This window comes from Bradyrhizobium sp. BRP23 (assembly GCF_020194135.1).
In the GTDB taxonomy this organism is placed as follows: domain Bacteria; phylum Pseudomonadota; class Alphaproteobacteria; order Rhizobiales; family Xanthobacteraceae; genus Bradyrhizobium; species Bradyrhizobium yuanmingense.
Window position 1 is genome coordinate 110978 of the sequence record NZ_JADYVW010000001.1, and the last position, 21929, is coordinate 132906.

The window sequence follows — 21929 nt, forward strand, 5'->3', positions numbered from 1 at the left end:
ACCGATGACGCCTGAACCGGAAACCCACACGACCGAGGAAACCGACGCCCGCCACGCCGCCAAAATGGCGAAGAAGAAGGCCGCTCGCGACAAGATCATGGCGACCAAGAGCGGCGAAAAGGGCCTGATCATCGTCCATACCGGCGCCGGCAAGGGCAAATCCTCCTCGGCTTTCGGCATGATCGTCCGCTGCGTCGCGCATGGCTTTCCTTGTGCGGTGGTGCAATTCATCAAGGGCGCCTGGGATACCGGCGAACGGCGCCTACTCACCGGCCATTTCGGCGAACTCTGTCAGTTCCACGCGATGGGCGAAGGCTTCACCTGGGAGACGCAGGACCGTGCCCGCGACATCGCCGCAGCGCGCGCCGGTTGGGAGAAGGCCAAGGAACTGATCCTGGACGAGCGGCTGCGCATGGTCGTGCTCGACGAGATCAACATCGCGCTGCGCTACGACTATCTCGACGTCGCGGAGGTGGTCGACTTCCTGACGACGCAAAAGCCTGCGATGACGCATGTCGTGCTCACCGGTCGCAACGCCAAGGACGAGCTGATCGAGATCGCCGACCTCGTCACCGAGATGACGCTGGTCAAGCATCCGTTCCGTTCCGGCATCAAGGCGCAGGCCGGCGTCGAGTTTTGAAGGCACGATGGCACGCGCGCTGATGATCCAGGGAGCCGGCTCGGACGTGGGCAAGTCGCTCATCGTCGCCGGCCTCGCGCGCGCCTTTACGCGCCGTGGTCTGCGCGTGCTGCCGTTCAAGCCGCAGAACATGTCGAACAACGCCGCCGTCACCGTCGATGGCGGTGAGATCGGCCGCGCCCAGGCGCTGCAGGCCCTCGCCGCCGGCGTCGAGCCGCACACCGACATGAACCCGGTGCTGCTCAAGCCCGAGACCGATGTCGGCGCGCAGGTCGTGGTCCACGGCAAGCGCATCGCGACGGCGCGTGCGCGCGACTACGCGGCGATGAAACCGTCGCTGATGGGCGCGGTGCTGGAGAGTTTCGAACGGCTGAAGGAGCGCGCCGATCTGGTGCTGGTCGAAGGCGCCGGCAGCCCGGCCGAGGTGAATTTGCGCAAGTCCGACATCGCCAATATGGGCTTTGCCCGCAAGGCGAATGTGCCGGTCGTGCTGGTCGGCGACATCGACCGTGGCGGTGTCATCGCCCAGCTCGTCGGCATCAAGACGGTGATCGAGCCCGACGATGCCGCGATGATCTCTGGCTTCGTCATCAACAAGTTCCGCGGCGATCCCACGCTGTTCGACGACGGCTACAGGCTGATCGAGCAGAAAACGTCGTGGCGCGGCTTCGGCGTGCTGCCCTGGTTTCCGCGTGCCGGCGAGCTACCGGCCGAGGATGCGCTCGGCCTGCGCGATGCGCGCAAGCCGGGCCAATGCAAGATCGCCTGCCTCGCACTGTCGCGGATCGCCAATTTCGACGATCTCGATCCGCTCAAGCTCGAGCCGGGTGTCGATCTCGTGATGGTGCGTCCGGGCGAAGCCATTCCCGGCGATGCCAGGCTCGTGATCATCCCTGGCTCAAAATCCACCCGCGGCGACCTCGCCTTCCTGCGCGCGCAGGGCTGGGACATCGACCTGCTCGCGCACCACCGCCGCGGCGGCCACGTGCTCGGCCTCTGCGGCGGCTATCAGATGCTGGGGCGCAGCGTCGCAGACCCCGAAGGCATCGAGGGGCCTGCGGGCGACACGCCGGGCCTCGGGCTTCTCGATGTCGAGACGGTGATGAGCCCGCAGAAAACGCTGACACGTGTTGCGGCCGTGCATGCGGCGACGGATCAGCCGATCCAGGCTTACGAGATCCATATCGGCCACACCGACGGCCCGGATCGCGCCCGCCCCTTCGCCAAGCTGGACGGCGAGGCGGAAGGCGCGATCTCCAGGGACGGCCGTGTGCAGGGCAGCTATCTGCACGGCCTGTTCACGTCGGATGATTTCCGCAAGGCCTACCTCGCCAAACTCGACATTCCCGCAGGCGACGAGCCCTATCACGCCAGCGTCGAAAGCGCGCTCGAGGCGCTGGCCGATCACATCGAAAAGCATCTCGACGTCGAAGGCCTGCTCGCGCTAGCGCGCTAGGGCCACGGCAAGGCGCGTCCATTCGGCTTCGCTGCCGGGGAGCCCGAGGCGCAGCCATGTCGGCTGTTGCGCGAACACGCGGGACCAGATGTGGCTGCGCGCGAGCCTTTCCTGTGCAGCCAGTGCGTCAGGCGTTTCGTACAAGCGAAACAGCGACGTGCCGCCGATGAGCCGCCAGCCTTGCGCATGCGCCAATGCGTCGAGGCGAACACAGTCGCGCGCGAGCCGCGCCGACGTAACCTCGGTCCAGGCCTCATCGCGCAAGGCACGGCAGCCGATTTCGATCGCCGCACCCGAAACAGGCCATGGCCCCGACATCGCGGCAAGCCTGTCGATGTCGGCGGCATGAGCGATGGCGAAGCCGAGCCGCAGGCCGGCCAAGCCGTAGAACTTTCCGAACGACCGCAGGATCAACAGTCCCGGCCGATCCGCTTCTGGTGCAAGCGACGATTGCGGATCGGCATCGGAAAAGCTCTCGTCGACGACGAGACGGCCGACGCGGGGCAGCAGCGCGAGCAGATCCTGTGGCGCAGAACGCCGGCCATCGGGATTGTTGGGATTGACGACGATGGCGAGATCCGCGCCCGGCAGCGCGCCAAGCTCTCCGACTTCCTGCACCTCCCAGCCTGCGGCAGACAGCACGCCGGCATATTCATTGTAGGTCGGCGCGAGAATACGCGCGCGACCGGGCCGCGCAAGTTGGGGCAGCAATTGGATCGCAGCCTGCGCGCCGCCAAGCGCAACGATGGGCGCGCCGGTGCGGTATGCGTGCCCTGCGGCCCGATGCAATGCCTCGATCTCGGCGCGTGACGGCAGCGCGCTCCACGCGCGTGCGCTTACCTCGCCCACGGGATAGGGCATCCGGTTGATCCCGGTCGACAGATCGATCCAATCCTCTGCGCGTCCGCCGAAACGCCGCTGGGCCAGATCGAGATTTCCACCGTGCTCGCGCATGCCCCGTTGTTTCACGCGAAAGCCAGGATCGCAAGCACGCCGGCAACCAGCAGCATGGCGCGGCGATAGACTGTCAGCGCCTCGGTGATATCGGCGGCGCGCGGATCGCGCGCACCCTCGTTCAGCCAGGGCTCTTCGGTCGCGCTGCCGTGATAGATGCGGGGACCGCTGAGCCGCACACCGAGTCCGCCGGCCATGGCCGCTTCCGGCCAACCGGCATTGGGCGAGCGATGCCGGCGCGCATCGCGCGTCATGCAGGCCAATGATTCCGACCGCTGCGGTGCCAGCAGCACGAACAGGAATCCGGTCAGCCGCGCCGGGACGAAATTGGCGACGTCGTCGATGCGCGCTGCCGCCCAGCCGAAGGCTTCGTGGCGTTCGCTGCGATGGCCGATCATGGAGTCCAGCGTGTTGATCGCCTTGTAGCCGAGGATGCCGGGCAAGCCCAACAGTGCGCCCCAGAACACCGGCGCCACGATGCCATCGGAGGCGTTTTCGGCAAGGCTCTCGATCGCCGCGCGCGCGATGCCGGCTTGATCGAGGCTTGCGGGATCGCGGCCGACGATGCGCGAGACCGCTTCGCGCGCGGCGGCGACGTCGCCGGCCAGCAAGGGCGTGGCCACGGCAGCGACATGATCGTGCAGCGAGCGCAGCGCGACCAATGGCCAGGCCAGGATGCCAATCAGCACGATCTGGATCCAGCCCGAAGGAAGCAGTGATTGCAGCGCCCAGCCGAGCGCCGCGGAGAGCGCGATCACCGCAAGCGCGCCGGCGACGCCCGCGGCTCGGCGCAACGCCGGCGGATCGGACGCGCGATTCAAGGCGGTGTCGATGCCGGCAATCAGCCCGCCCAGCCAGGTGACGGGATGCCCGATCCGCGCGAACAGCCACGCCGGCCAGCCCAGAAGGGCATCCACCGCCATCGCCACCACCATCGCGCCCGAAAAGTCCACATCCAGCTCCTGTCCCGCCCCTGTTGCGCAAGACGGCGGCCGAGCGCAAGCCCCTCGCTGCCTGATTTCGGCTTTGTCTTTGGCCGCGTTTGATGATTAGTGCTGCGGCAGGAGACCTTTATGGCCATCATCTTGATCACCGGCGGGGCGCGATCGGGCAAGAGCACCCGGGCGGAGGCGCGCGCGCGCAGCTTTGCCGGCCAGCCCGTCTACGTCGCGACGGCCGAGGCGCTCGACGGCGAAATGCAGGAACGCATCGCAAGACATCGCGCGCGGCGCGGAGCCGATTGGATCGAGCGCGAGGTGCCGCTCGATCTCGTGCCCGCGCTGCTCTCGACCGAAGGTGGCGGCGCGAGGCTGGTGGACTGCCTGACGCTGTGGCTCTCCAACCTGATGCATGCGGCGCGCGATTGGGAGCGAGAGGTGAGAGAGCTCGCCGACACGCTGCCCCGCCTCAACAGCCCCGTCGTGCTCGTCACCAACGAGGTCGGCCTCGGCATCGTGCCCGACAACGCGCTGGCGCGCAGCTTCCGCGATGCCGCCGGAATCATGAACCAGATCATTGCCGGTGTCGCCGACGAGGTCGAGTTCGTCGTCGCCGGCCTGCCGTTAAAGCTGAAATGATCCCGCGCGCCGAGCACCTCAAGGACATCCTCGCCGATCTCAAGATGGCGACATCGTTCGTGACGATCCTGCCGGTGGCATCCTCGAAGCCTGCGGGCGACGGCGCCGTTGCGCGGGCAATGTGGGCGCTGCCGGTCGCGGGACTGCTGGTCGGCCTCGCCGGCGCCCTCACTTACAAGATCGCCATTCGCTTCGGACTGACGCCGAGCCTTGCCGCCCTCCTCGTGCTAGCCACGACCGCCCTCATCACCGGCGCGCTGCACGAGGACGGACTTGCCGACACCGCGGACGGCCTCGGCGGCGGCCGCACGCGCGAGCGCAAGGTCGAGATCATGCGCGACAGCCGGATCGGGACCTATGGCGTCTGCGCCCTGATCCTATCGTTCGGCCTGCGCTGGAGCGCGCTTGCGACGATCGCAAATCCATGGGCCGTCATGCTCGCGCTGTGCGCGGCGCACGTTGCTGCCCGTGCCGGCCTGCCGGCCTTCATGTCGCTAGTCCCGTCGGCGCGGCCTGATGGCCTCTCTGCCGGCGCCGGGGCGCCGCCCGGGCGCAGCGTGGCCATCGCCTTCGCGCTTGGAACGCTTGCGCTTGCCCTGACGTTGGGGCCGGGCAAGGCGCTGGTCGGCCTGATCCTGCTGTCACTGGCCGGCCTGCTGCTGGCGCGGCTTGCCATCCGCCAAATCGGGGGGCAGACCGGCGACATCCTCGGCGCGTTCGAGCAGACGGGCGAGATCCTGATCCTGCTGGTGGCGGCGTCCTTCCAAATGGGGCGATGACCTCATGGTCGAGTTCGACGATAGCTTCCGCCAGCACTTACGCGAGCTGTTCGTGTGGCGCCGCGACGTGCGCCGCTTCCGCAGCGATCCGCTGCCGGAGGGGGCGATCGATCGCCTGATCGAGACCGCCTGCCTCTCGCCTTCGGTCGGCCTCAGCCAGCCCTGGCGCTTCGTGATCGTCAATGATACTGCAACGCGCCGCGCCGTGGTCGAAGATTTCAGGACGTGCAATGCCGACGCGCTGAGCTGCTACTCCGGCGACCGCGCCGCACGCTATGCCACCTTGAAACTGTCCGGCCTCGAGCAGGCGCCCGGCCAACTTGCCGTGTTCGCCGACAAGGGCAGCGACATCGGCCACGGCCTCGGCCGCGCGACCATGCCTGAAACGACGGAATATTCCGTGGTCGCCGCCATCACCGCGATGTGGCTCGCCGCCCGCGCCGAGGGCATCGGCCTCGGCTGGGTGTCGATACTGAACCCTGCGCGCATGCACGCTGTTCTCGACGTGCCTGACAGCTGGAAGTTCATCGCCTATCTCTGCATCGGCTATCCCGAGATCGAGTGCGACCGGCCCGAGCTGGAGCAGGCGAAATGGGAGCAACGGCGCAGCGCGGACGCGTTCACGCTGCGGCGCTAGGCCGCCGGGCACCAGATCGAAAGCCTGCGAACGAACATTCACATGCGCCTTTCGTCGATTGTGGGCACCCCGCTTTCGCGCTAAGCATCGAGCAAAGCAAGGGCGATCGTGCAACGTAGTCCATGACGGGGCGATCTTTCGTTTCCTCGGCGGTCAATTGCCGCGGCTTCATTCGCCTCGCGACTGCATCGGTCGCGGGATGGATCGCGCTCGGCGCAACGCCGGATCGTATGCGGATCGTCGCCTCGCTCACCGCATTGCCGCTCGACGACGAGCTGACCAGACGCGGCATGATCGACAGCGCGAGCTCTCGCCTGGGCAACCTCGTCGCCGGCTTGCGGCAGCGCGGCTGGGTCGAAGGCGTCAACTTCCGCCTCGAGCTCCGTTCCACCTTCGGCGCGCCGGACCGGCTGAAGATGGCCGTCCAGGAATTGCTCGACCTCAAGCCGGACGTGATCCTGACGGGGTCGACGATCGAGACCGCCGCCGTCCTTGCCGCCACCAAGACCATCCCGGTCGTGTTTGCGACCGCGAACGATCCGGTCGGCAACGGCTTCGTCGAAAGCCTCGCGCATCCCCGCGGCAACGCCACCGGCTTCACCAACAGCAGCGCCGAGATGGGCGGCAAGTGGCTCCAGCTGATCCGCGAGGCCGTGCCCGACGTCGCGCGCGTCGGCATCCTGTTCAACCCCGCGACCACGCCGCGCGGCGGACGCTTCTTCCTCGAATCGATCGAGCAGGAGGCTGCCGCATCCGGCGTCTCCGTGATCCCCGCGCCCGTCAACGCGCCCGCGGAGATCGACGACGCCGTCAAGCGCTTTTCCGAACTGCCCAAGGCGGCGATGGTGGCGCTGGTCGACAGCTTCCTCGTGGTCAACCGCAAGGCGGTGGTCGCGGCTGCCGCCAAATACCGCGTGCCCACGATCTATCCGTTCCATTACTTCATCGATGCCGGCGGGCTGATGAGCTACGGCCCAACGCTCGAGGTGCGCTCGGCCGATTACGTCGACCTGATCCTGCGCGGCACCAAGCCCGGCGACCTTCCAGTGCAATCGCCGCGCAAATACGAGCTGTTGATCAACCGCGCGGTCGCCCGCTCGTTCGGCTTGACGATCCCGTTCACGCTGCTCGCGCGCGCCGACGAGATCCGCGAGTGAACGATCCCGGCGACCAGGAACCTTCGCGCACGCCTTCCGGCCGGCTGTTCAGGAAATATCTCTACTCGATCGTCGCCCTCGCCTTCGCCGCGCTCGCCATCAACACCAGCTTCGACGTCTGGTTCTCCTATCGCGAGCAGAAGCAGCTGCTGGCGGCGACCCAGCGCGAACAGGCCGCCTCCGCAGCGATTCAGATCGGCCAGTTCATCGGCCAGATCGAGAACCAGATCAGGTGGCTCGCGCGCCTGCCGCCGGAGCTGTCGACCCACGAGGACGAGCGGCTGAACGCCATCCGCCTCCTGCGCCTCTCGCCTGCGATCGCGGAGATCGCCCAGCTCAATTCGGAAGGCCGCGAGCAGCTGCGCGTATCGCGCCGGATCGCCGACAAGGTCGGCAGCAACGCCGATCTCTCCGCTTCAGCCGCCTTCCGCGGTGCCAATGACAGCCGGGCCTATTACGGTCCCGTCTATTTCGTCGGCGACACCGAGCCCTTCATGACGCTCGCCACGCGCGGCATCGGGCGCGCTCCCGATGTGATCGTCGCCGAGGTCAATCTGCGCTTCATCTGGGACCTCGTCACGGGAATCAGGGTCGGCAACACCGGCAAGGCCTATGTCGTCGACCGCATGGGCGTGTTGATCGCGCATCCCGATTTATGGCGGGCGCTCCAGCGCAGCGATCTCTCCGGCCATGCCGACGTCCGCGCCGCGCTCGGCGGCATCGGGCCGCCTTCGGGCGGCCTCGTCAAGGAGGATCTCTCCGGCCAGCGCGTGCTGTCGACCTATGCGACCGTGCCCTCGCTCGGCTGGCTGGTGTTCGTCGAGCTGCCGCTTACCGAAGCCTACGCGCCGATCTATGCCTCGATCGGCCGCTCGACCTTCCTGCACGTGATCCTGCTCGCCTGCGCGGTGCTGGTCTCGCTCATTCTCAGCCGGCGCATGACCGTGCCGATCCAGCTGCTGACCCAAGGAGCCAGGCGGATCGGCAGCGGCGACCTCAACTCGCGGCTCGCGATCAAGACCGGCGACGAGCTGGAGGCGCTCGGCGAGCAGTTCAACCGCATGGCGGCGCATTTGCGCGAATCCTACGCCACGCTCGAGCGCAAGGTGATCGAGCGCACCTCCGAGCTGGAGAAGGCCCGTGACCACGCGCTCGCCGAGCACGACGCCGCCGAGCGCGCGCGCCGCGCGGCGGTCGCGGCCAATGAGACCAAGTCGCGCTTCCTCGCCGTCGTCAGCCATGAGTTGCGCACGCCGCTCAACGGCGTCATGGGCGTGCTGCAACTCTTGGACGACGGCAGCCTCAGCGAGGCCCAGCGCCGCCATCTTGCCACCGCGGCGGCGTCGGGCGAAACGCTGATCGCGCTGGTCGATGCGGTGCTGGAATATGCGCGCCTCGAGGCCAGCACGGAAATGCTGGAGACGCGCGACTTCCGTCTCGACCAGTTGATCGAAGCCGCCGGCGACCTGATGCGTCCGCAAGCCCTCGACAAGGGCCTGAGCTTCGATCTCGCCTGCGATGACACGGTCGACACCGCCGCGCATGGCGATCCCGTCAGGCTCAACCGCATCCTGCTCAACCTGATCGGCAACGCGATCAAGTTCACCCCGAGCGGCGGCATCGGCGTGAGCGCGGCAACCGAGCGGCGCGGCGATCACCTCCTGCTGTGCATCATCGTGCGCGACACCGGCATCGGCATCGCGCCCGAGCTGCACGAGCGGATTTTCGAGGATTTCGTCCAGGCCGACGACAGTATCGCGCGCCGCTTCGGCGGCACCGGCCTCGGCCTTGCGATCGCGCACCGTCTCACCCGCCTGATGCGCGGCGAGCTCAAGGTCGAGAGCGCGCCCGGCGCGGGCAGCACGTTCACGCTCGAAGTGCCGCTCGGGCTTGCCGGAAGCAGCGTGGCGCAAGGCGCGCTTGCGCCGCCGTCGCGGCAGCTCCGCGTGCTCCTGGTCGACGATGACCCCGTCAATTGCGAGGTCGGCGCAGCGATCCTGCACCGGCTCGGCCACCACACGACGATCGCCAGGAACGGCGCCGCAGCCGTCGAGCTCGCCCGCGATCAGGCCTTCGACGTCATCCTGATGGATCTGCACATGCCCGACATGGACGGCGTGGAGGCGGCCTTCCGGATCGGCGAGCTCGGACTTGCCAAGATGCCGCGCCTCATCGCCGTGACCGCCGACGTCTCCGGCCGCGCCCGCGATCGGCTTGCCGGCGCCGGCATCGCCAAGGTCGTCAGCAAGCCGATCCTGATCAACGCGCTGCGCGAGGCGATCGAGGATGATCTGGTGGCCGAGCCGGCAGCCGCGCAACGCCCGGCGACCGAACTGATCGATCGGCCTTTCCTCGACGACCAGCGGGAGCTGCTGGGCGCCGCGCAAATCCACAAGCTCCACCATCTGCTCCAGCAGACGGGAGAACGATTGATCCACGACATCGCCGACGCCGCGGCGGCGGGCGATCACAAGCACCTCGCACGATCCGCGCATCAACTTGGCAGCGCGGCAAGTGCGCTCGGCCTCGTCCGCCTGTTCGAGCGCAGCCGCGACGTCGAGCTGGCGGCACCCGCGATGTCACCTGCCGAACTCGACAGTGCCGCACGCGAACTCGCCGAGATTCGACAGGCGTCGATGCAAGCGCTGAATGATCTGCTTGAACCTGCCGGACAGCAATCTGTCAGCTAGATTTGCGCAGGTCGGAGCTCCCAAGCGTTCTCTCCTGCGGCACCAGCGGCTGGCCAAGCTGAAAGATCAATCCCACGACTCCAGCCGGTTCTTCAGCAGGTCGCCCGGCCGGCGCTGTGTTTCCGGCCGGGCCAGCGCGCCCCCCAAGAGATCAACTACCTTCGTGCGGGACCTGTTAGCATTCGCTATCACGAGCCCGAAGTTTTAACGACCAGCTTTATGTTGAGCAGGTTGACACCCTTGAATGGGTTCGGCGCGCTTTCGATGGTTCCCGTACCCGTTGCATTCGCGTAGGCACCAGTGCCCGACAGAATCGTGTATTCGCCCGTCGATTTGCCGTCTTTGGCCGATCCGGTGTAGCGCGCCGTAATCGAGCCTTCCTCGAACGTGTAAGTGCTATAGCCGAAGAAGGGGCCAGACCCTTTGAGCAGGTCCGAACTATTGACGAACTCTTTCACGCCGATACGGCCATCGCTGAAGACGGCCACTCCGAAGAATTTCCCGGACACGACCGTCTGTCCTTCAACGTTTGCGGCCTCTATGACCTTGAGGTCGAGCGGCTTGGTGACGAGCTTGAACTCGAGCACCCGCTCACCGGCTACGGCGGTTGACGCCGCGACGGCCAATGCCACACCAGAAAGGAAAAAGGTGAGAGACTTCCGCATAGCTTCCTCCTGCGCTTGTTGAAACCAAGTCGAGAAGTGCGGGCGACTCATCGAGCCAGGCTCTTCGCGGTGGCACGGAAGAGAGCCCTCGGCAACGCCCGACAGCGGCTGAACTCTCCCTGTCCTGAGGCGAAGTCGGGACGCGAATATGAGTCCCAAGCCACGGGAAGAAAGTTCAAGTCTCCGTTGCGATATAATCTTATCCAGCCACTGCGCAGGACTCTCAGCAGAGGCACAATCATCATGGCCGCTGCTGGTTGCCGGACTTCATCTTATCATTCGCGCAAGAGTAATTCCGAGGAATCACTGTCAACAACGCTGACAATGGGAGAACCCATGCCACTCACAATTTCAGCGGCAGAGTCCCTAGACTGGCGCTGCGAGCCGTTGCCCCGGCAGATTCGTGGCTTCACGACCCAGCCTCCGCACGTCTGCGCCCGCCAACTTCCTCATCCTCCCGCCCGAACCGCTCGACCAGAAAATCGATGAACAGCCGCACCTTCACCGACAGATGCCGCGTCGGCGGATACACCGCATAGAGCGCTAGCGGCGGCGCGGAATAATCATCCAGCACTGTCCGCAACTCGCCTTTCCGCAACGCATCGACCGCAATGAACTCCGGCAGCAGCGCCAGCCCCCTGCCCTTGACTGCGACGTCGCGCAGCACCTCGGCATTGTTGACGCAGAGCGACCAGGCCGGCTGGATCCAGTGATCGCCGTCGCGGCCTGTGAGCTTCCATTGATTGCCCGTCAGCAGGAAGCCGTAGGTCAGCGAAGCATGCTCGCGCAAATCCTGCGGATGTTTTGGCGTGCCGTGCCGGGCGAGATAATCCGGCGACGCGCAGATCATGCGCGCCACCGGCATGATTTTGCGCGCGATCAGGCTCGACGATTCCAGCTCCGCGATCCGCAACGTCACGTCAAAGCCGTCCTGCACGGGATCGAGCAGATCGTCGCTGAGCACGATCTGGAGCTGCAGCTCCGGGAAGCGCGCCATGAAATCGGCGAGGACCGGCCCGAGGCGCATCGTGCCGAACGACATCGGCGCGTTGACGCGGAGCAGTCCCCGCGGCGCCGATTGCGCCTGCGTCACCGCCTGGTCCGCCGCCTCGATCTCCGAGAGGATCACGACCGCGCGCTCGAAATAGCGCTGGCCGTTCTCGGTCGGGCTGGCGTGCCTTGTGGTGCGGTTCAGAAGCTGGACCCCGAGGCTCTCCTCGAGGTCGGCGATGTATTTGCTGATCGCCGAGCGCGACAGCCGCAGCTGCCGGCCGGCCTCGGCAAAGCTGCCGCTTTCCACCACCTTCACGAAGGCCCGGAGGCTGCCGAGCTTATCCAAGGGATCGCCCCGTCGACTGTTTCCAAATCGTAGACATAGCCGTCATATTTGCATGGATTGTCTCCAGTCTAAAGCGGAACGATATTTCCGGCCAGAGCAAGACCGCTCCCCGAACCTGGAGGACGACAATGTCTGGACTGCACCATGTCACCGCGATCGCTGGCGATCCCATCCGCAATTTCGGCTTCTACACGCGGGATCTTGGCCTGCGCTTCGTCAAGAAGACGGTCAATTTCGACGATCCCGGCACCTACCACTTCTATTATGGCGACGAGACCGGCCGCCCCGGCACCATCTTGACCTTCTTTCCGTGGGCCGGCGTCTCGGCCGGCCGCCGCGGCGTCGGCGAGACCCATCAGACCGCCTTCCGCGTTCCGCAGCGCTCGCTCGGCTACTGGACGCAGCGCTTCACCGAGAAGGGCATTCGCTACGAGGCGCTGGAGAAGCGCTTCGGCGAGTCCGTCCTGCCGTTCACCGATCCTGATGGCATGGCGCTCGCGCTGGTCGGCATTCCCGGTGCCGAAAACGAGCCGGGCTGGAGCAATGGCGACGTGCCGGCCGAGCATGCGATCCGCGGCTTCCACGGCGTGACCCTGCTGCTCGACAGCGCGGCGAAGACGGCGGCCATCCTCACCGACGTGTTCGGCTTCAAGGAGAGCGGGCGTGAGGGCTCGGTGATCCGCTTCAAGGCACCCGGCGATGCAGAGGGCAGCGTCGTCGACATCTACGAGGCCAAGGGCTTCTTGCGCGGGCACCAGGGCGGCGGTTCGGTGCACCACATCGCCTTCCGCGCGGCCGACGATGCCGAGCAGGGCCAGATGGCCGAGAGGCTCGTGAGCAATCACGGCCTGCACCCGACCGAGCAGCGCGACCGCAACTACTTCCGCTCGATCTACTTCCGCGAGCCCGGCGGCGTGCTGTTCGAGATCGCGACCGACATCCCCGGCTTCGCGGTCGACGAGCCCGTGGCGAGCCTCGGGCGCGAGCTGAAGCTGCCTGCTTTCCTCGAACCGCACCGCAAGCAGATCGAGGGCGTTCTGCCGAATCTGGAAGAGACCGCGTCATGACGGAGACTGCATTCATCCATCGTTTCGAGCCCGCAGGCGACGCGGGCTCTCCACCTCTGCTGCTGCTGCACGGCACCGGCGGCGACGAGAACGACCTGCTCGGCCTCGGCCAGATGATCTCGCCCGGCTCTGCCCTGCTTTCGCCGCGCGGCCGCGTGCTCGAGCACGGCATGCCGCGCTTCTTCCGCCGTCTCGCCGAAGGCGTGTTCGACGAGGAGGACGTGCGCCGTCGCGCGCACGAGCTGGGCGAGTTCGTCGCAGAGGCGCGGCAACGCTACGGCCTCGCCGCGCCGATCGCAGTCGGATTCTCCAACGGCGCCAACATCGCGGCCGCGCTGTTGCTGCTGCAGCCGGACGTGCTGGCCGGCGCGATCCTGCTGCGCGCGATGGTGCCGTTGTCGGATCCGCCCAAGGCTGCGCTCGGCGGCAAGCCGGTGCTGCTGCTCTCCGGGCAGGCTGATCCAATCGTGCCGGCGAGCAATTCGGCACGGCTCGCCGCACTGCTGTCGCAGGCAGGTGCGAGCGTCACCCACAAGGTGCTGCCGGCAGGCCATCAATTGTCGCAAGCTGACGTGACGCTCGCCCGCGACTGGATCAGCAAGGCGGACGCCAAGGCCGCATGATCGAGCAGCGGCGCATCGTTTGAACGATGCGCCGCTGCCATCACTCGAACCAGCCGCGCCGCTTGAACCAGATCAGCGGCAACAGGCCGCTGGCGATGATTGCGAGCCAGGCCAGCGGATAGCCGAAGCTCCAGTCCAATTCGGGCATGTGCTTGAAGTTCATGCCCCAGACGCCGACCATGATGGTTGGCGGCACGCCGACGACTGAGACGATCGTCAGGATCTTGAACAGCTCGTTCTGCTGGATGTTGATGAAGCCGAGCACGGCATCGAGCAGCAGCTGGATCTTGTCCGACAATCGCGTCTCGTAATCGCTGAGCGAGACGACGTCCTTGGACACGGCTTCCAGACGCTTCTTCGAGGATGCCGTGATCCACTCGCTGCCGACGTCGCCGGCAAACGCGGCAACGCGGCCCACCCCGAGCAGGACATCGCGCGCCTTGGCGAGCCGGTCGGCCAGCTCGCCGACAGTCTCCAGGGCCTCCCGCATCCTGCGGCTGGAGCGCACCGGGCGCTGGGTGCGCACCAGCCCGCCCCTAAAGACACCGCGCGAGAGCTGGTCGACCTTGCCGCCGAGATGCTCCAGGACATCGGCGCCGCGATCGATCATGGCCTCGAGCAGGCTGACGAACACGCACATGCCGTTCTCCAGGCTGTCATCGGAGCCGATGCGCTTGCCGATGTCGTCGAAGATCGGCAGCTCTGCGAAGCGCACCGTCACCAGCACATGCGGACCGATGACGAAGCCCACCGGCGTGATCTCGGCCTCGTCGGCCTCGGTGACCCGGACCGCGGGCGAACTGAGATAGAGCGTGCCGTGGTCGAAGATCAGGCGGCTCGACGCCTCGATCTCGCTGAGCGAGTCTTCCGAGGGAATGCGGATGCCGAGCAGCCGCTCGACGAACTGCTTTTCCTCGTCGGTACCGTTTAGAAGATCGGCCCAGATGACCTCCGTGGGCATTTCCGCGCCGATGCCGTGCCAGTCGTCGGACGGCCACCTGTAAAGTCTGAGCAAGAACCGAACTCCGTGGCCGCATCGTCATGCCGGATGGCGCCGCCGACTAACGCATGAGAGTTCCAGACGTTCAAGACCCTCCAAGTGACAGCGGCATTCCAGGGGACATCGAGATACCGACCCGGAACACGGTCGAGCGATGCACGTTGACGGACGCGCGGGTGATCCATGGATACGCGTAGTGCATCCCGACATGACGACATTCCTAGGTGTTGAGGCCTGCGACCTGACCGCCCCACCGCCGGCGGCTGACGCGATCCTGTTCGGCGCGTCGGATGCCACCCCGTACCTCGCAGGTCAGACCAGCCATGCCGCAAGAGCGCCCGACGTCATCCGTCGCGCGCTGCGTCACTATGAGAGCGATCTCACCCGCTGGGATTTCGATCAGGACGCCGAGCTGCTCGATCCGAGCAAAATGAGGGTCTTGGACGGTGGAAACGTCCCGACCGACCCAATGACGCCGGAGAGCAACCGTGATGCCATCAGAGCAGCCACGCAGGCCGTCCTTTCGGTCGGCGCCGTTCCGATCCTCCTGGGCGGTGATGATTCCGTCCCCATTCCTTTCTTCGAGGCGTTCCAGGACTGCAAGGGACTGACAGTCGTGCAGATCGACGCCCACCTTGATTGGCGGGATCAGCGAAACGGATCGGGCTATACCTTCTCCAGCACGATGCGGCGCGCCAGCGAATTGCCCTGGGTCAAGCGCATCGTGCAGGTCGGCTTGCGCGGCATCGGCGGCTCCGGTCGCGCCGAATTCGACGATGCAAAGGCGTGGGGCGCGAAGATCTTCACGGCAAGACATGTCCAGCATCACGGGATCGCAAGCGTGCTCGACGCGATCGAGGATGACGGCGAGTGCCTGATGACCATCGATTGCGACGGTCTCGATCCATCGGTCATCCCCGGCGTGCTCGTCCCACAGCCCGGCGGCCTGTCTTATTTCGACGTTATCGACCTCATACGGGGTGTCGCGGCAAAGTCCAGAATAGTGGGCCTGGACATCGTCGAATTCGTTCCCGAGCGCGATGTGCAGAATCTTGGAGCGATTGCGGTCGCGCGGATCATCTGCAATGCGCTGGGTTGCATTGGTCGGCGGAAGGTATAGCTGCTACCGCATATGAATCGTGGCGGCGACCGGTGCGCACGCCTCGTCCTTCGAGGCGGCGCTAACGCGCCTCCTCAGGATGAGGCTCATCAGCATCAGTGCCCGTTGAAACTGCCGCCACGCATTCGATCCTCATCCTGAGGAGCCCGCCCAAAGCGGGCGTCTCGAAGGATGGCCGCAGCGAAAGCCCTCAAATGCGATAACCCAGTAGGGCGACCGAAAAGGTGAGAACATGCTAGTGCCGGACATCATACGACGAGCCATCGAAATTGGCGAACGGAGCGGCAAGATCACATTCGATCAGTTGAATCAGATTTGTGAAGGCCGTGTACTGAGCCCCGAAGACATCGACCGCATTCTGAGCGCTGTGAGCGAGGCTGGAATTCGGATTGAAGAAGACTGACGCTTTGGCTCCTGGCGCAACAACAGAGGTCTCAAGTCCACCATCCGTCACCGGGATAGGCAACGTTATCCGCGGAAGAGATTTCTATCCCCATGCCCCTTCGAAGACGGCTGGCGTAGAATGCGAGAGGCGTTCCCTCATTGTGCCGGCACCAGCGCACCTCGCCGATGAAGAGCGTGTGGTCGGCGATATCGATCGATTGGACCACCTCGCAGGCGAACTGCGCGATCGCCTGCGGGAGCACGAAAAATCCTTGGCGAGCGACGAGCGGCGGAGCGTCGCGCAACAAGGGCCTTCCGGCAAAGTGCGCGCAGATCGCGGCGTCTTCCGCATGCAGGACATTGACCGAATAGACGCCGGACCTGGCCACAGCCTGCCACGTCCGCCCGTGCATGAGAGAGACAAGCACCGTCGGCGGGTTTGCCGAAACGGTCGTGAAGCTGTTGGCGGTCATGCCGAGCGGCGCGCCATCCTCATCGACGGTCGCGACGACGGTAATGCCCGTCGCGAACCGCGATGCGGCTGCCCGAAAACCGGCCGGTTCGGCATGATGGCCCATTACGCGCCTTCGATCTTGAAATGGCAGAGTGTCGCCCCCTTGGGCGAATAGTTTGGCACGTCGGCTGCGACCTTCCGGCCGATCTCCGAACCGAGCGCCGCGTCCATCGCAGCCGCATCGGAGAAGAATGCCTGGAAGATGCAGAACGGCGCCTCCCCCGGTCCGAGTCGTTGGGGGAAAGCGTAATGATGACGCACCAGACCAGGGAGCGTCGCTGCCAGGGGGGCATGCTTGTCGACGTAGTAGGCCCTGAAGGCCGATGGATCGTCGGGCGTCGGGTAAAGAACGGTCAGGCAATGCATTGGTGTTCCTCTCAGACATGGTTCAGCATCCGCCCAGGAGCGGAACTGAGTCCGTACGGCGGTTCGTCGTCAGGCGGCGATCCTGCCGCTTCTATCGATCCAGGCGTGGATGCGTTTGTCGCTCGCCAGACGATCCCACTGGCGCTCCGGATAATTGAAGTTCTCGGTGAACTCGTCGCAAAGCTCCCGGTCCTGCGACATGGCGAAGATCAGCCGGCCCATGGCTTCCGATGGCGGCTGCAGCATCATGTTGGTCCAGCGGGCAGCGGCAAGCACGCGGTTCTCGCGCGCACGGTCGACGTCCTCGACGAAGCGCGCATCGAATGCCACCGCATCGGCGATCGCCTTGCCGAGCTCGAAGGCCGCATATGAGGCCATGTTGGCGCCCTGGCCCATCAAGGGATCGACGACGGAGTGAACGTCGCCCAAGGCAATGGCGAGCTTGTCGCCGTCGAAAGCTACCCAGGACTGCCGCACCGTCGGCACCACCGCGCCTTGCAGCAGGTCGAGCGGCTGGGCCAGCCCGAAGCGGTGCGTGTCGATCCGGTCGTAGGTGTGCGGATGATGCTTTTCCAGCTTGTCCAGAAGGGTCTGCCGGAATGCTGCCGGGTTGGCATCGTAGCTGAGCGAGACCAGGTCGGCCATGTCGCCGCCTGGAATGTTTTCCATCAACAGCGCCGTTTTCATCCCGCCGAAGCTCAGCGTGGGAATGACGATCATCTCGCCATGGCCGGGCGAGACGGACAGGGTGACACCGCGTGGATCGTCACCATCGGGGCTGCCGTGATCGACGCCATCGTACAGGCCGACGCAAAGCAGGCGCTGCGGCCGCGTGTACGGAGAGAGTTCGGGCCGGTGAGCGAACATGCGCCCGAGGGCGCCCTTGCCGGTGGAGACGACGAGAAGGTCGAAGCGCGAGACCAGCGCGGGGATGTCGTCATCCTGAATGCTGGCATACTCGATCAGGCCGCCACGATCCTCGAAGTCCTTCATCAGGGCCGGCAGGTAGATCCGATAATCCACCGCGCGGCTCGGCCGCTGAAATGCACCGCGGAACAGCAGCCCGCCATCCGGGAAATTGAAGAAATGATCGTGGTGGTGATAGATCACTCGGGGATCGTCCCAGTGGTTCACGCCGAGCTCGTTCTCGCGCGCGATGGTGACGCTGTGATGCGCGACGGTGTTCATCAGCCGTGTCGCCGCATACTGCTCCGGGGCGCGATCCGTCAGCACGGTTGCCATGATGCCCTGCTTCTGCAGGTAGAGTGCCAGATGCAGGCCGCCGATGCCGGCCCCGAGAATGCCGATCGATTTGCTCATTCGTGTCCTCCCCTGAACGCAGGAAGGCTAGACCGGACCAGCCATGCCGTATATGGAATGGTCAGAATAATATAAATTCCGGCGAGGAATGAATGGACCGGATCGAGGCGCTGCAGACCTTCATCCGGGTGATGGAGGCAGGGAGTTTCACCCAGGCCGCCGACGACCTCGGTTTGGGGCAACCGGCGATCAGCAAGCGCATCGCGCTGCTGGAAGCCGAGTTTCGCTGCCGACTGTTCGTGCGCACCACGCGCAAGCTGCGGCCGACCCCGGAAGCCGACCGCGTCTTGAAATACGCCAAGGACATCGTCGCGCTGCTCGAGAGCGCGGGCGCGCCGACGCAGAGCCGGATCGGCAATCCGTCAGGGACGTTGCGCATGACGGTGCCGACCTCGTTCGGCCGCTTCTTCTTCCGTGAGATCTTCGCCGAATACACCCGCCGCTATCCCGATGTCCGGCTGGACGTCAGCTTTACGGAACAGTTCGTCGACCTCATCGAAACCGGGACCGAGCTTGCGATCCGGATCGGCAGTCTCAATTCGAGTTCGTTGGTGGCGCGGCGGGTGGGCACCATCAAACGCCTGCTGGTGGCGGCGCCCGCGCTGCTTGCGCGTCATCAGGTGCCTTCGCTGCCGGACCATCTGCGCCGCATGCCCTGCGTCACCTACTCACGCCTGTCGCAGAAGAATCAGTGGACGTTCGAATCCGAAACCGGCCGTTACGTCGTGGACATCGCGCCGGCGATGACCTGTGACGATGCGGACGTGATGACGCTGGCTGCATTGGAGGGGATAGGCGTCGCCGTGCTGCCGAACTGGTGCACCGTCGAGCACATCGCGGCCGGCCGTCTCGTCCATGTGCTGCCCGACTTCGTCGTGCCGCCGCTGCCCATGCACATCGTCTATCCCGACCCGCAATGGATGTCACACCGGGCGCGACTGTTCCGCGATCTGATCATCGAGCGTGCGGACGTCTTTGCGCTCGCTGATCGCTTTCGAAACGCCGATCTCGCCCCTTCGGCAACCACGGAAACTGGCTCGTTCCGTTGAGTGTTCGGCGTCTGTAAAGGGTCACAACGCGAAGAACTCAGGTTGAGCAAACGCGGAAGTCGCGCTCATTCGATCAGCTCGTTGTGCAGATAAGTCCTCGGCTCAGATTTCATTTCGGCAGCCCGGGGCAATGTGCCAGCACGCCGGTTGATGGAAACGCAGTTCGGGGATGAGAAAAAAGGAGCTTCCGATTTCGGCGCAGCGGAGTTGATACCGCATGGGATCACCACAGTGGCGCCTGACCTTCCGCCGCCACTGTGGGGCCAAGTCGCTCGGGCGGGGGGGGGTCGCATGGTGGTCGGCACGAGACGGAAAGTTCCACTCCGGCGGCCTGCCTGTGACTGCGTCCGTATAGGCAAATCGCAGAACGACGCTCCGACGTCGGTTTTCGGGGAGCACACGCGTCATGGATGAAATCCTGCGTTGGGTGGCGACAGTCGGCACGATCGGTGCCGGGCTGATCCTAGCTGCCCGGGCGCGGCCACTCATTACCGGCTGGGCCTTCGTCGTACTGAGCGGTGCATCGGTGATCTGGATCGTCGTCGGCTATCTAACAGCGGAATATGCGCTGATGGTGCAAAACGTGGTGGTGACACTTATCAACGTGTTCGGCGTCTACCGGTGGCTGATCTGGAAAGGAAATGCATGAAAGCATTCTGCCTGCGCGCTCTGCCGTCCGCGCGCGCACAGGTCAAGCTTAGCTCGGCGGGCTCTGTCCGGTCTTACTTCACGTCCATGGGAGATTTGCGGGTTCGCGAACAGGTAAGATCGGTTCCCCTACCGGGTAAGCCTAGTCCATCGGATATACAAACTGAGAACGGCAGTAAGTCCGATATGAGTCATGAGCGCCAATTGTCGGCACGCAGGTTACTTCCGATTTCCCCCGATGAGCCGACAACAGAGACGCTGCCTGGACCTGCACCTCTGGGCCACATTCGGACATGTGCGTCGTTAGGCTGACGAAGGTCCTTCAACAATCTTCCAATACGAGTCCTTGCGGATCACCTCGTCCGCGCGAAAAGTGTAAAAGTCACATCCTCGGACCTCGATCTTTTTTCCTTCGCCGGTCGTGCCCGTTAGCGTCCATTTTGAAATGCCCGTGTTTGCCATCGTATCCACAAAATGCTCGGCGTCGCCGTAGTGAACATCCGGTAAGCCTTCAAAGCGCGTCGCGAGCCCGTCTCGTACGTTGCGTTTGCCCTCGAAGCGAGATCCCCAAGGCTTACTTCCCCTCGGCATCTCCAAGACACAATCGTCAGCAAAGAACTCCATGATGGAATCCAAGTCGTGCGCGTTGAACGCTTCACACAGCGCCGTCAATTTCGATCGAATGTCCATCCTTCCCTCCATCGAGTTGCCGGAAGGGATACAATAACACAAGGGCACACAGGCGAGTTGAAGGGCCGATTAGACGTCTGGTCGATGTCACCTTGCGGATCAAAAGCGCCGGTTTGAACGGCGCCGCTTCACTTCCGGTGTGCCCCGATTAGCAGCCCATTTCTGATCCAAACCGAACTTCGCCATCGGGCCAGCAACGGACTCATGCACCACAGCAAACTACGCCCTCATTCGATGACCTCGTCGGCGCGGGCGAGCAGCGATGGCGGCATGGTCAGCCCGAGCGCCTTGGCAGCGCTGAGATTGACAATAAACTCGAACTTAGTTGGCTGTTGAACTGGAAGATCCGCAGGCTTGGTGCCCTTCAGGATCTTGTCTACGTAGGTCGCAGCGCGCCGGGACAAATCCGATAGGCTCGCGCCATAAGCGATGAGGCCTCCAGCCTCCACAAACTCCCGAACGCCGTGGATGGCAGGCAAGCGATTTCTCGCTGCGAAGTCGACGATCTGTTTTCGATAACGAACGGTGAGTGGGTCTTCGACCGTAATCAGGCCCTCTGGACGTTGGACTTTGGCAGCCTCGAACGCTGTATCAAAATCATCGAGGCTGCGCACCTCAACCGATTGGAGCGTAACTCGCAATGTCCGGGCGGCACGGTCCGTCTCTCTGAACACATCCGCCGCATAGGGATTGGCAGCATTCCACAGGATGGCCGCTCTGGAGACGTCGGGCAGAAGCTCCTTGAGTAGCTCCAACCGCTTCCCGCCCAAATCCGGAGCCATTAGGCTCAAACCTGTGACATTCCCGCCTGGGTGCGCCAAACTCGGAACAAGCCCGCTCCCGAGTGGATCGCCAGCAGGTGCCGTGACAATGGGGATCGTCGAGGTGGCTTGCTTGGCGGCGAGTGATGCCAATGTTCCGTTTGCAACGATGACATCGACCTTGAGATGCACCAACTCTGTGGCCATGCCGGGTAGCCGATCCGAATGACCTTCTGCGAATCGGTACTCGAAGGCAACGTTAGTCCCTTCCATCCAGCCCAGCTCACGGAGGGCTTCAGCGAAAGCTCGTTCGAGTCCGACGCCACCCTGCGCAGCTGCGGCGCCCGCGTTGAAATAACCAATACGGTATAACTTGCCCACCGGCTGCGCTCCGCCACTGAGCGGCCAAGCAAGTGCCACGCCGCCAATGAATTTAACAAATTGCCGCCGCCGCATGGTTGTCTCCCGGATCAGGAGAACGTTAGTCCCAATT

23 protein-coding genes are annotated in these 21929 nt (G+C 64.7%); 13 read left to right on the forward strand and 10 right to left on the reverse strand.

Going from position 1 to position 21929, the window contains the following annotated elements:
• Positions 1–4: 4 nt before the first annotated feature.
• Complete coding sequence (gene cobO, locus I6F24_RS00515) at positions 5–640, forward strand: cob(I)yrinic acid a,c-diamide adenosyltransferase (RefSeq protein ID WP_225149787.1); 636 nt, start codon at positions 5–7, stop codon at positions 638–640.
• Positions 641–647: 7 nt separating this feature from the next.
• The gene (locus I6F24_RS00520; RefSeq protein WP_225149788.1) at positions 648–2096 is read left to right on the forward strand and encodes a cobyric acid synthase; all 1449 of its coding nucleotides are present in this window, start codon (positions 648–650) and stop codon (positions 2094–2096) included.
• Here the strand turns inward: I6F24_RS00520 and cobD are convergent.
• Both cobD and cbiB read right to left on the reverse strand, forming a co-directional pair.
• Positions 2085–3050 carry a threonine-phosphate decarboxylase CobD gene (cobD, locus tag I6F24_RS00525; RefSeq protein ID WP_225149789.1) on the reverse strand — a complete coding sequence of 322 codons (966 nt, stop codon included), beginning with the start codon at positions 3048–3050 and terminating at the stop codon, positions 2085–2087. The two genes, I6F24_RS00520 and cobD, sit on opposite strands and share 12 nt — an antisense overlap.
• 11 nt (positions 3051–3061) lie before the next feature.
• Complete coding sequence (cbiB, locus tag I6F24_RS00530; protein WP_225149790.1) at positions 3062–4003, reverse strand: adenosylcobinamide-phosphate synthase CbiB; 942 nt, start codon at positions 4001–4003, stop codon at positions 3062–3064.
• A 120-nt stretch (positions 4004–4123) separates the two neighbouring features.
• On the opposite strand from cbiB, the gene cobU reads away from it, so the two are divergent.
• The 5 genes from cobU to I6F24_RS00555 all read left to right on the forward strand — a co-directional run bounded on the left by cobU (position 4124) and on the right by I6F24_RS00555 (position 9890).
• Complete coding sequence (gene cobU / locus I6F24_RS00535; protein WP_036023498.1) at positions 4124–4627, forward strand: bifunctional adenosylcobinamide kinase/adenosylcobinamide-phosphate guanylyltransferase; 504 nt, start codon at positions 4124–4126, stop codon at positions 4625–4627.
• Positions 4624–5406 carry an adenosylcobinamide-GDP ribazoletransferase gene (gene cobS / locus I6F24_RS00540; RefSeq protein ID WP_225149791.1) on the forward strand — a complete coding sequence of 261 codons (783 nt, stop codon included), beginning with the start codon at positions 4624–4626 and terminating at the stop codon, positions 5404–5406. The genes cobU and cobS overlap by 4 nt, the downstream gene beginning before the upstream one ends.
• 4 nt (positions 5407–5410) lie before the next feature.
• Complete coding sequence (gene bluB, locus I6F24_RS00545; protein ID WP_225149792.1) at positions 5411–6043, forward strand: 5,6-dimethylbenzimidazole synthase; 633 nt, start codon at positions 5411–5413, stop codon at positions 6041–6043.
• 122 nt (positions 6044–6165) lie between these two features.
• Complete coding sequence (locus I6F24_RS00550; protein ID WP_225149793.1) at positions 6166–7200, forward strand: ABC transporter substrate-binding protein; 1035 nt, start codon at positions 6166–6168, stop codon at positions 7198–7200.
• A complete protein-coding gene (locus I6F24_RS00555) occupies positions 7197–9890 on the forward strand; it encodes a hybrid sensor histidine kinase/response regulator (protein WP_225149794.1) in 2694 nt (897 codons plus the stop codon). Before I6F24_RS00550 ends, I6F24_RS00555 begins: the two co-directional genes overlap by 4 nt.
• A gap of 188 nt (positions 9891–10078) precedes the next feature.
• Here I6F24_RS00555 and I6F24_RS00560 read toward each other — a convergent pair whose 3' ends face one another.
• The gene (locus tag I6F24_RS00560) at positions 10079–10555 is read right to left on the reverse strand and encodes a hypothetical protein (protein WP_060735631.1); all 477 of its coding nucleotides are present in this window, start codon (positions 10553–10555) and stop codon (positions 10079–10081) included.
• 409 nt (positions 10556–10964) lie between these two features.
• Entirely contained in the window at positions 10965–11894 is a 930-nt protein-coding gene (locus I6F24_RS00565) for a LysR family transcriptional regulator (protein WP_225149795.1), read from the reverse strand.
• Positions 11895–12022: 128 nt separating this feature from the next.
• Between I6F24_RS00565 and I6F24_RS00570 the strand changes: the two genes are divergently transcribed.
• Both I6F24_RS00570 and I6F24_RS00575 read left to right on the forward strand, forming a co-directional pair.
• Positions 12023–12961 (forward strand): ring-cleaving dioxygenase, encoded by a 939-nt coding sequence (locus tag I6F24_RS00570; RefSeq protein ID WP_057030006.1) that lies wholly within the window; start codon positions 12023–12025, stop codon positions 12959–12961.
• Positions 12958–13584 (forward strand): alpha/beta hydrolase, encoded by a 627-nt coding sequence (locus I6F24_RS00575; protein ID WP_225149796.1) that lies wholly within the window; start codon positions 12958–12960, stop codon positions 13582–13584. Before I6F24_RS00570 ends, I6F24_RS00575 begins: the two co-directional genes overlap by 4 nt.
• A gap of 40 nt (positions 13585–13624) precedes the next feature.
• Here I6F24_RS00575 and I6F24_RS00580 read toward each other — a convergent pair whose 3' ends face one another.
• Complete coding sequence (locus I6F24_RS00580) at positions 13625–14599, reverse strand: magnesium transporter CorA family protein (protein ID WP_036005440.1); 975 nt, start codon at positions 14597–14599, stop codon at positions 13625–13627.
• Positions 14600–14780: 181 nt separating this feature from the next.
• Between I6F24_RS00580 and I6F24_RS00585 the strand changes: the two genes are divergently transcribed.
• Positions 14781–15704, forward strand: a complete 924-nt coding sequence (locus I6F24_RS00585) for an arginase family protein (protein WP_225156163.1) — start codon at positions 14781–14783, stop codon at positions 15702–15704.
• 232 nt (positions 15705–15936) lie between these two features.
• The gene (locus tag I6F24_RS00590; protein ID WP_036005446.1) at positions 15937–16107 is read left to right on the forward strand and encodes an RNA polymerase sigma factor region1.1 domain-containing protein; all 171 of its coding nucleotides are present in this window, start codon (positions 15937–15939) and stop codon (positions 16105–16107) included.
• A gap of 31 nt (positions 16108–16138) precedes the next feature.
• On the opposite strand, the gene I6F24_RS00595 is transcribed toward I6F24_RS00590, so the two are convergent.
• The 3 genes from I6F24_RS00595 to styA form a co-directional block, all read right to left on the reverse strand.
• On the reverse strand, positions 16139–16666 hold the full coding sequence (locus I6F24_RS00595; RefSeq protein ID WP_225149798.1) for a flavin reductase family protein: 528 nt from the start codon (positions 16664–16666) through the stop codon (positions 16139–16141).
• Complete coding sequence (locus tag I6F24_RS00600; RefSeq protein WP_057030019.1) at positions 16666–16968, reverse strand: EthD family reductase; 303 nt, start codon at positions 16966–16968, stop codon at positions 16666–16668. The genes I6F24_RS00595 and I6F24_RS00600 overlap by 1 nt, the downstream gene beginning before the upstream one ends.
• A 69-nt stretch (positions 16969–17037) precedes the next feature.
• Positions 17038–18288 (reverse strand): styrene monooxygenase subunit StyA, encoded by a 1251-nt coding sequence (gene styA, locus I6F24_RS00605; protein WP_225149799.1) that lies wholly within the window; start codon positions 18286–18288, stop codon positions 17038–17040.
• A 92-nt stretch (positions 18289–18380) separates the two neighbouring features.
• Here styA and I6F24_RS00610 point away from each other — a divergent pair, with 92 nt between their 5' ends.
• Together I6F24_RS00610 and I6F24_RS00615 are read left to right on the forward strand one after the other, a co-directional pair.
• Positions 18381–19337, forward strand: a complete 957-nt coding sequence (locus I6F24_RS00610; RefSeq protein WP_225149800.1) for a LysR family transcriptional regulator — start codon at positions 18381–18383, stop codon at positions 19335–19337.
• 406 nt (positions 19338–19743) lie between these two features.
• Positions 19744–19986 carry a hypothetical protein gene (locus tag I6F24_RS00615; RefSeq protein ID WP_050991688.1) on the forward strand — a complete coding sequence of 81 codons (243 nt, stop codon included), beginning with the start codon at positions 19744–19746 and terminating at the stop codon, positions 19984–19986.
• A gap of 302 nt (positions 19987–20288) precedes the next feature.
• On the opposite strand, the gene I6F24_RS00620 is transcribed toward I6F24_RS00615, so the two are convergent.
• Both I6F24_RS00620 and I6F24_RS00625 read right to left on the reverse strand, forming a co-directional pair.
• Positions 20289–20675 (reverse strand): nuclear transport factor 2 family protein, encoded by a 387-nt coding sequence (locus I6F24_RS00620; RefSeq protein WP_036035076.1) that lies wholly within the window; start codon positions 20673–20675, stop codon positions 20289–20291.
• 227 nt (positions 20676–20902) lie between these two features.
• Positions 20903–21892, reverse strand: coding sequence for an ABC transporter substrate-binding protein (locus I6F24_RS00625; RefSeq protein ID WP_225149802.1), 990 nt, complete (start codon positions 21890–21892; stop codon positions 20903–20905).
• Positions 21893–21929: the final 37 nt, after the last annotated feature.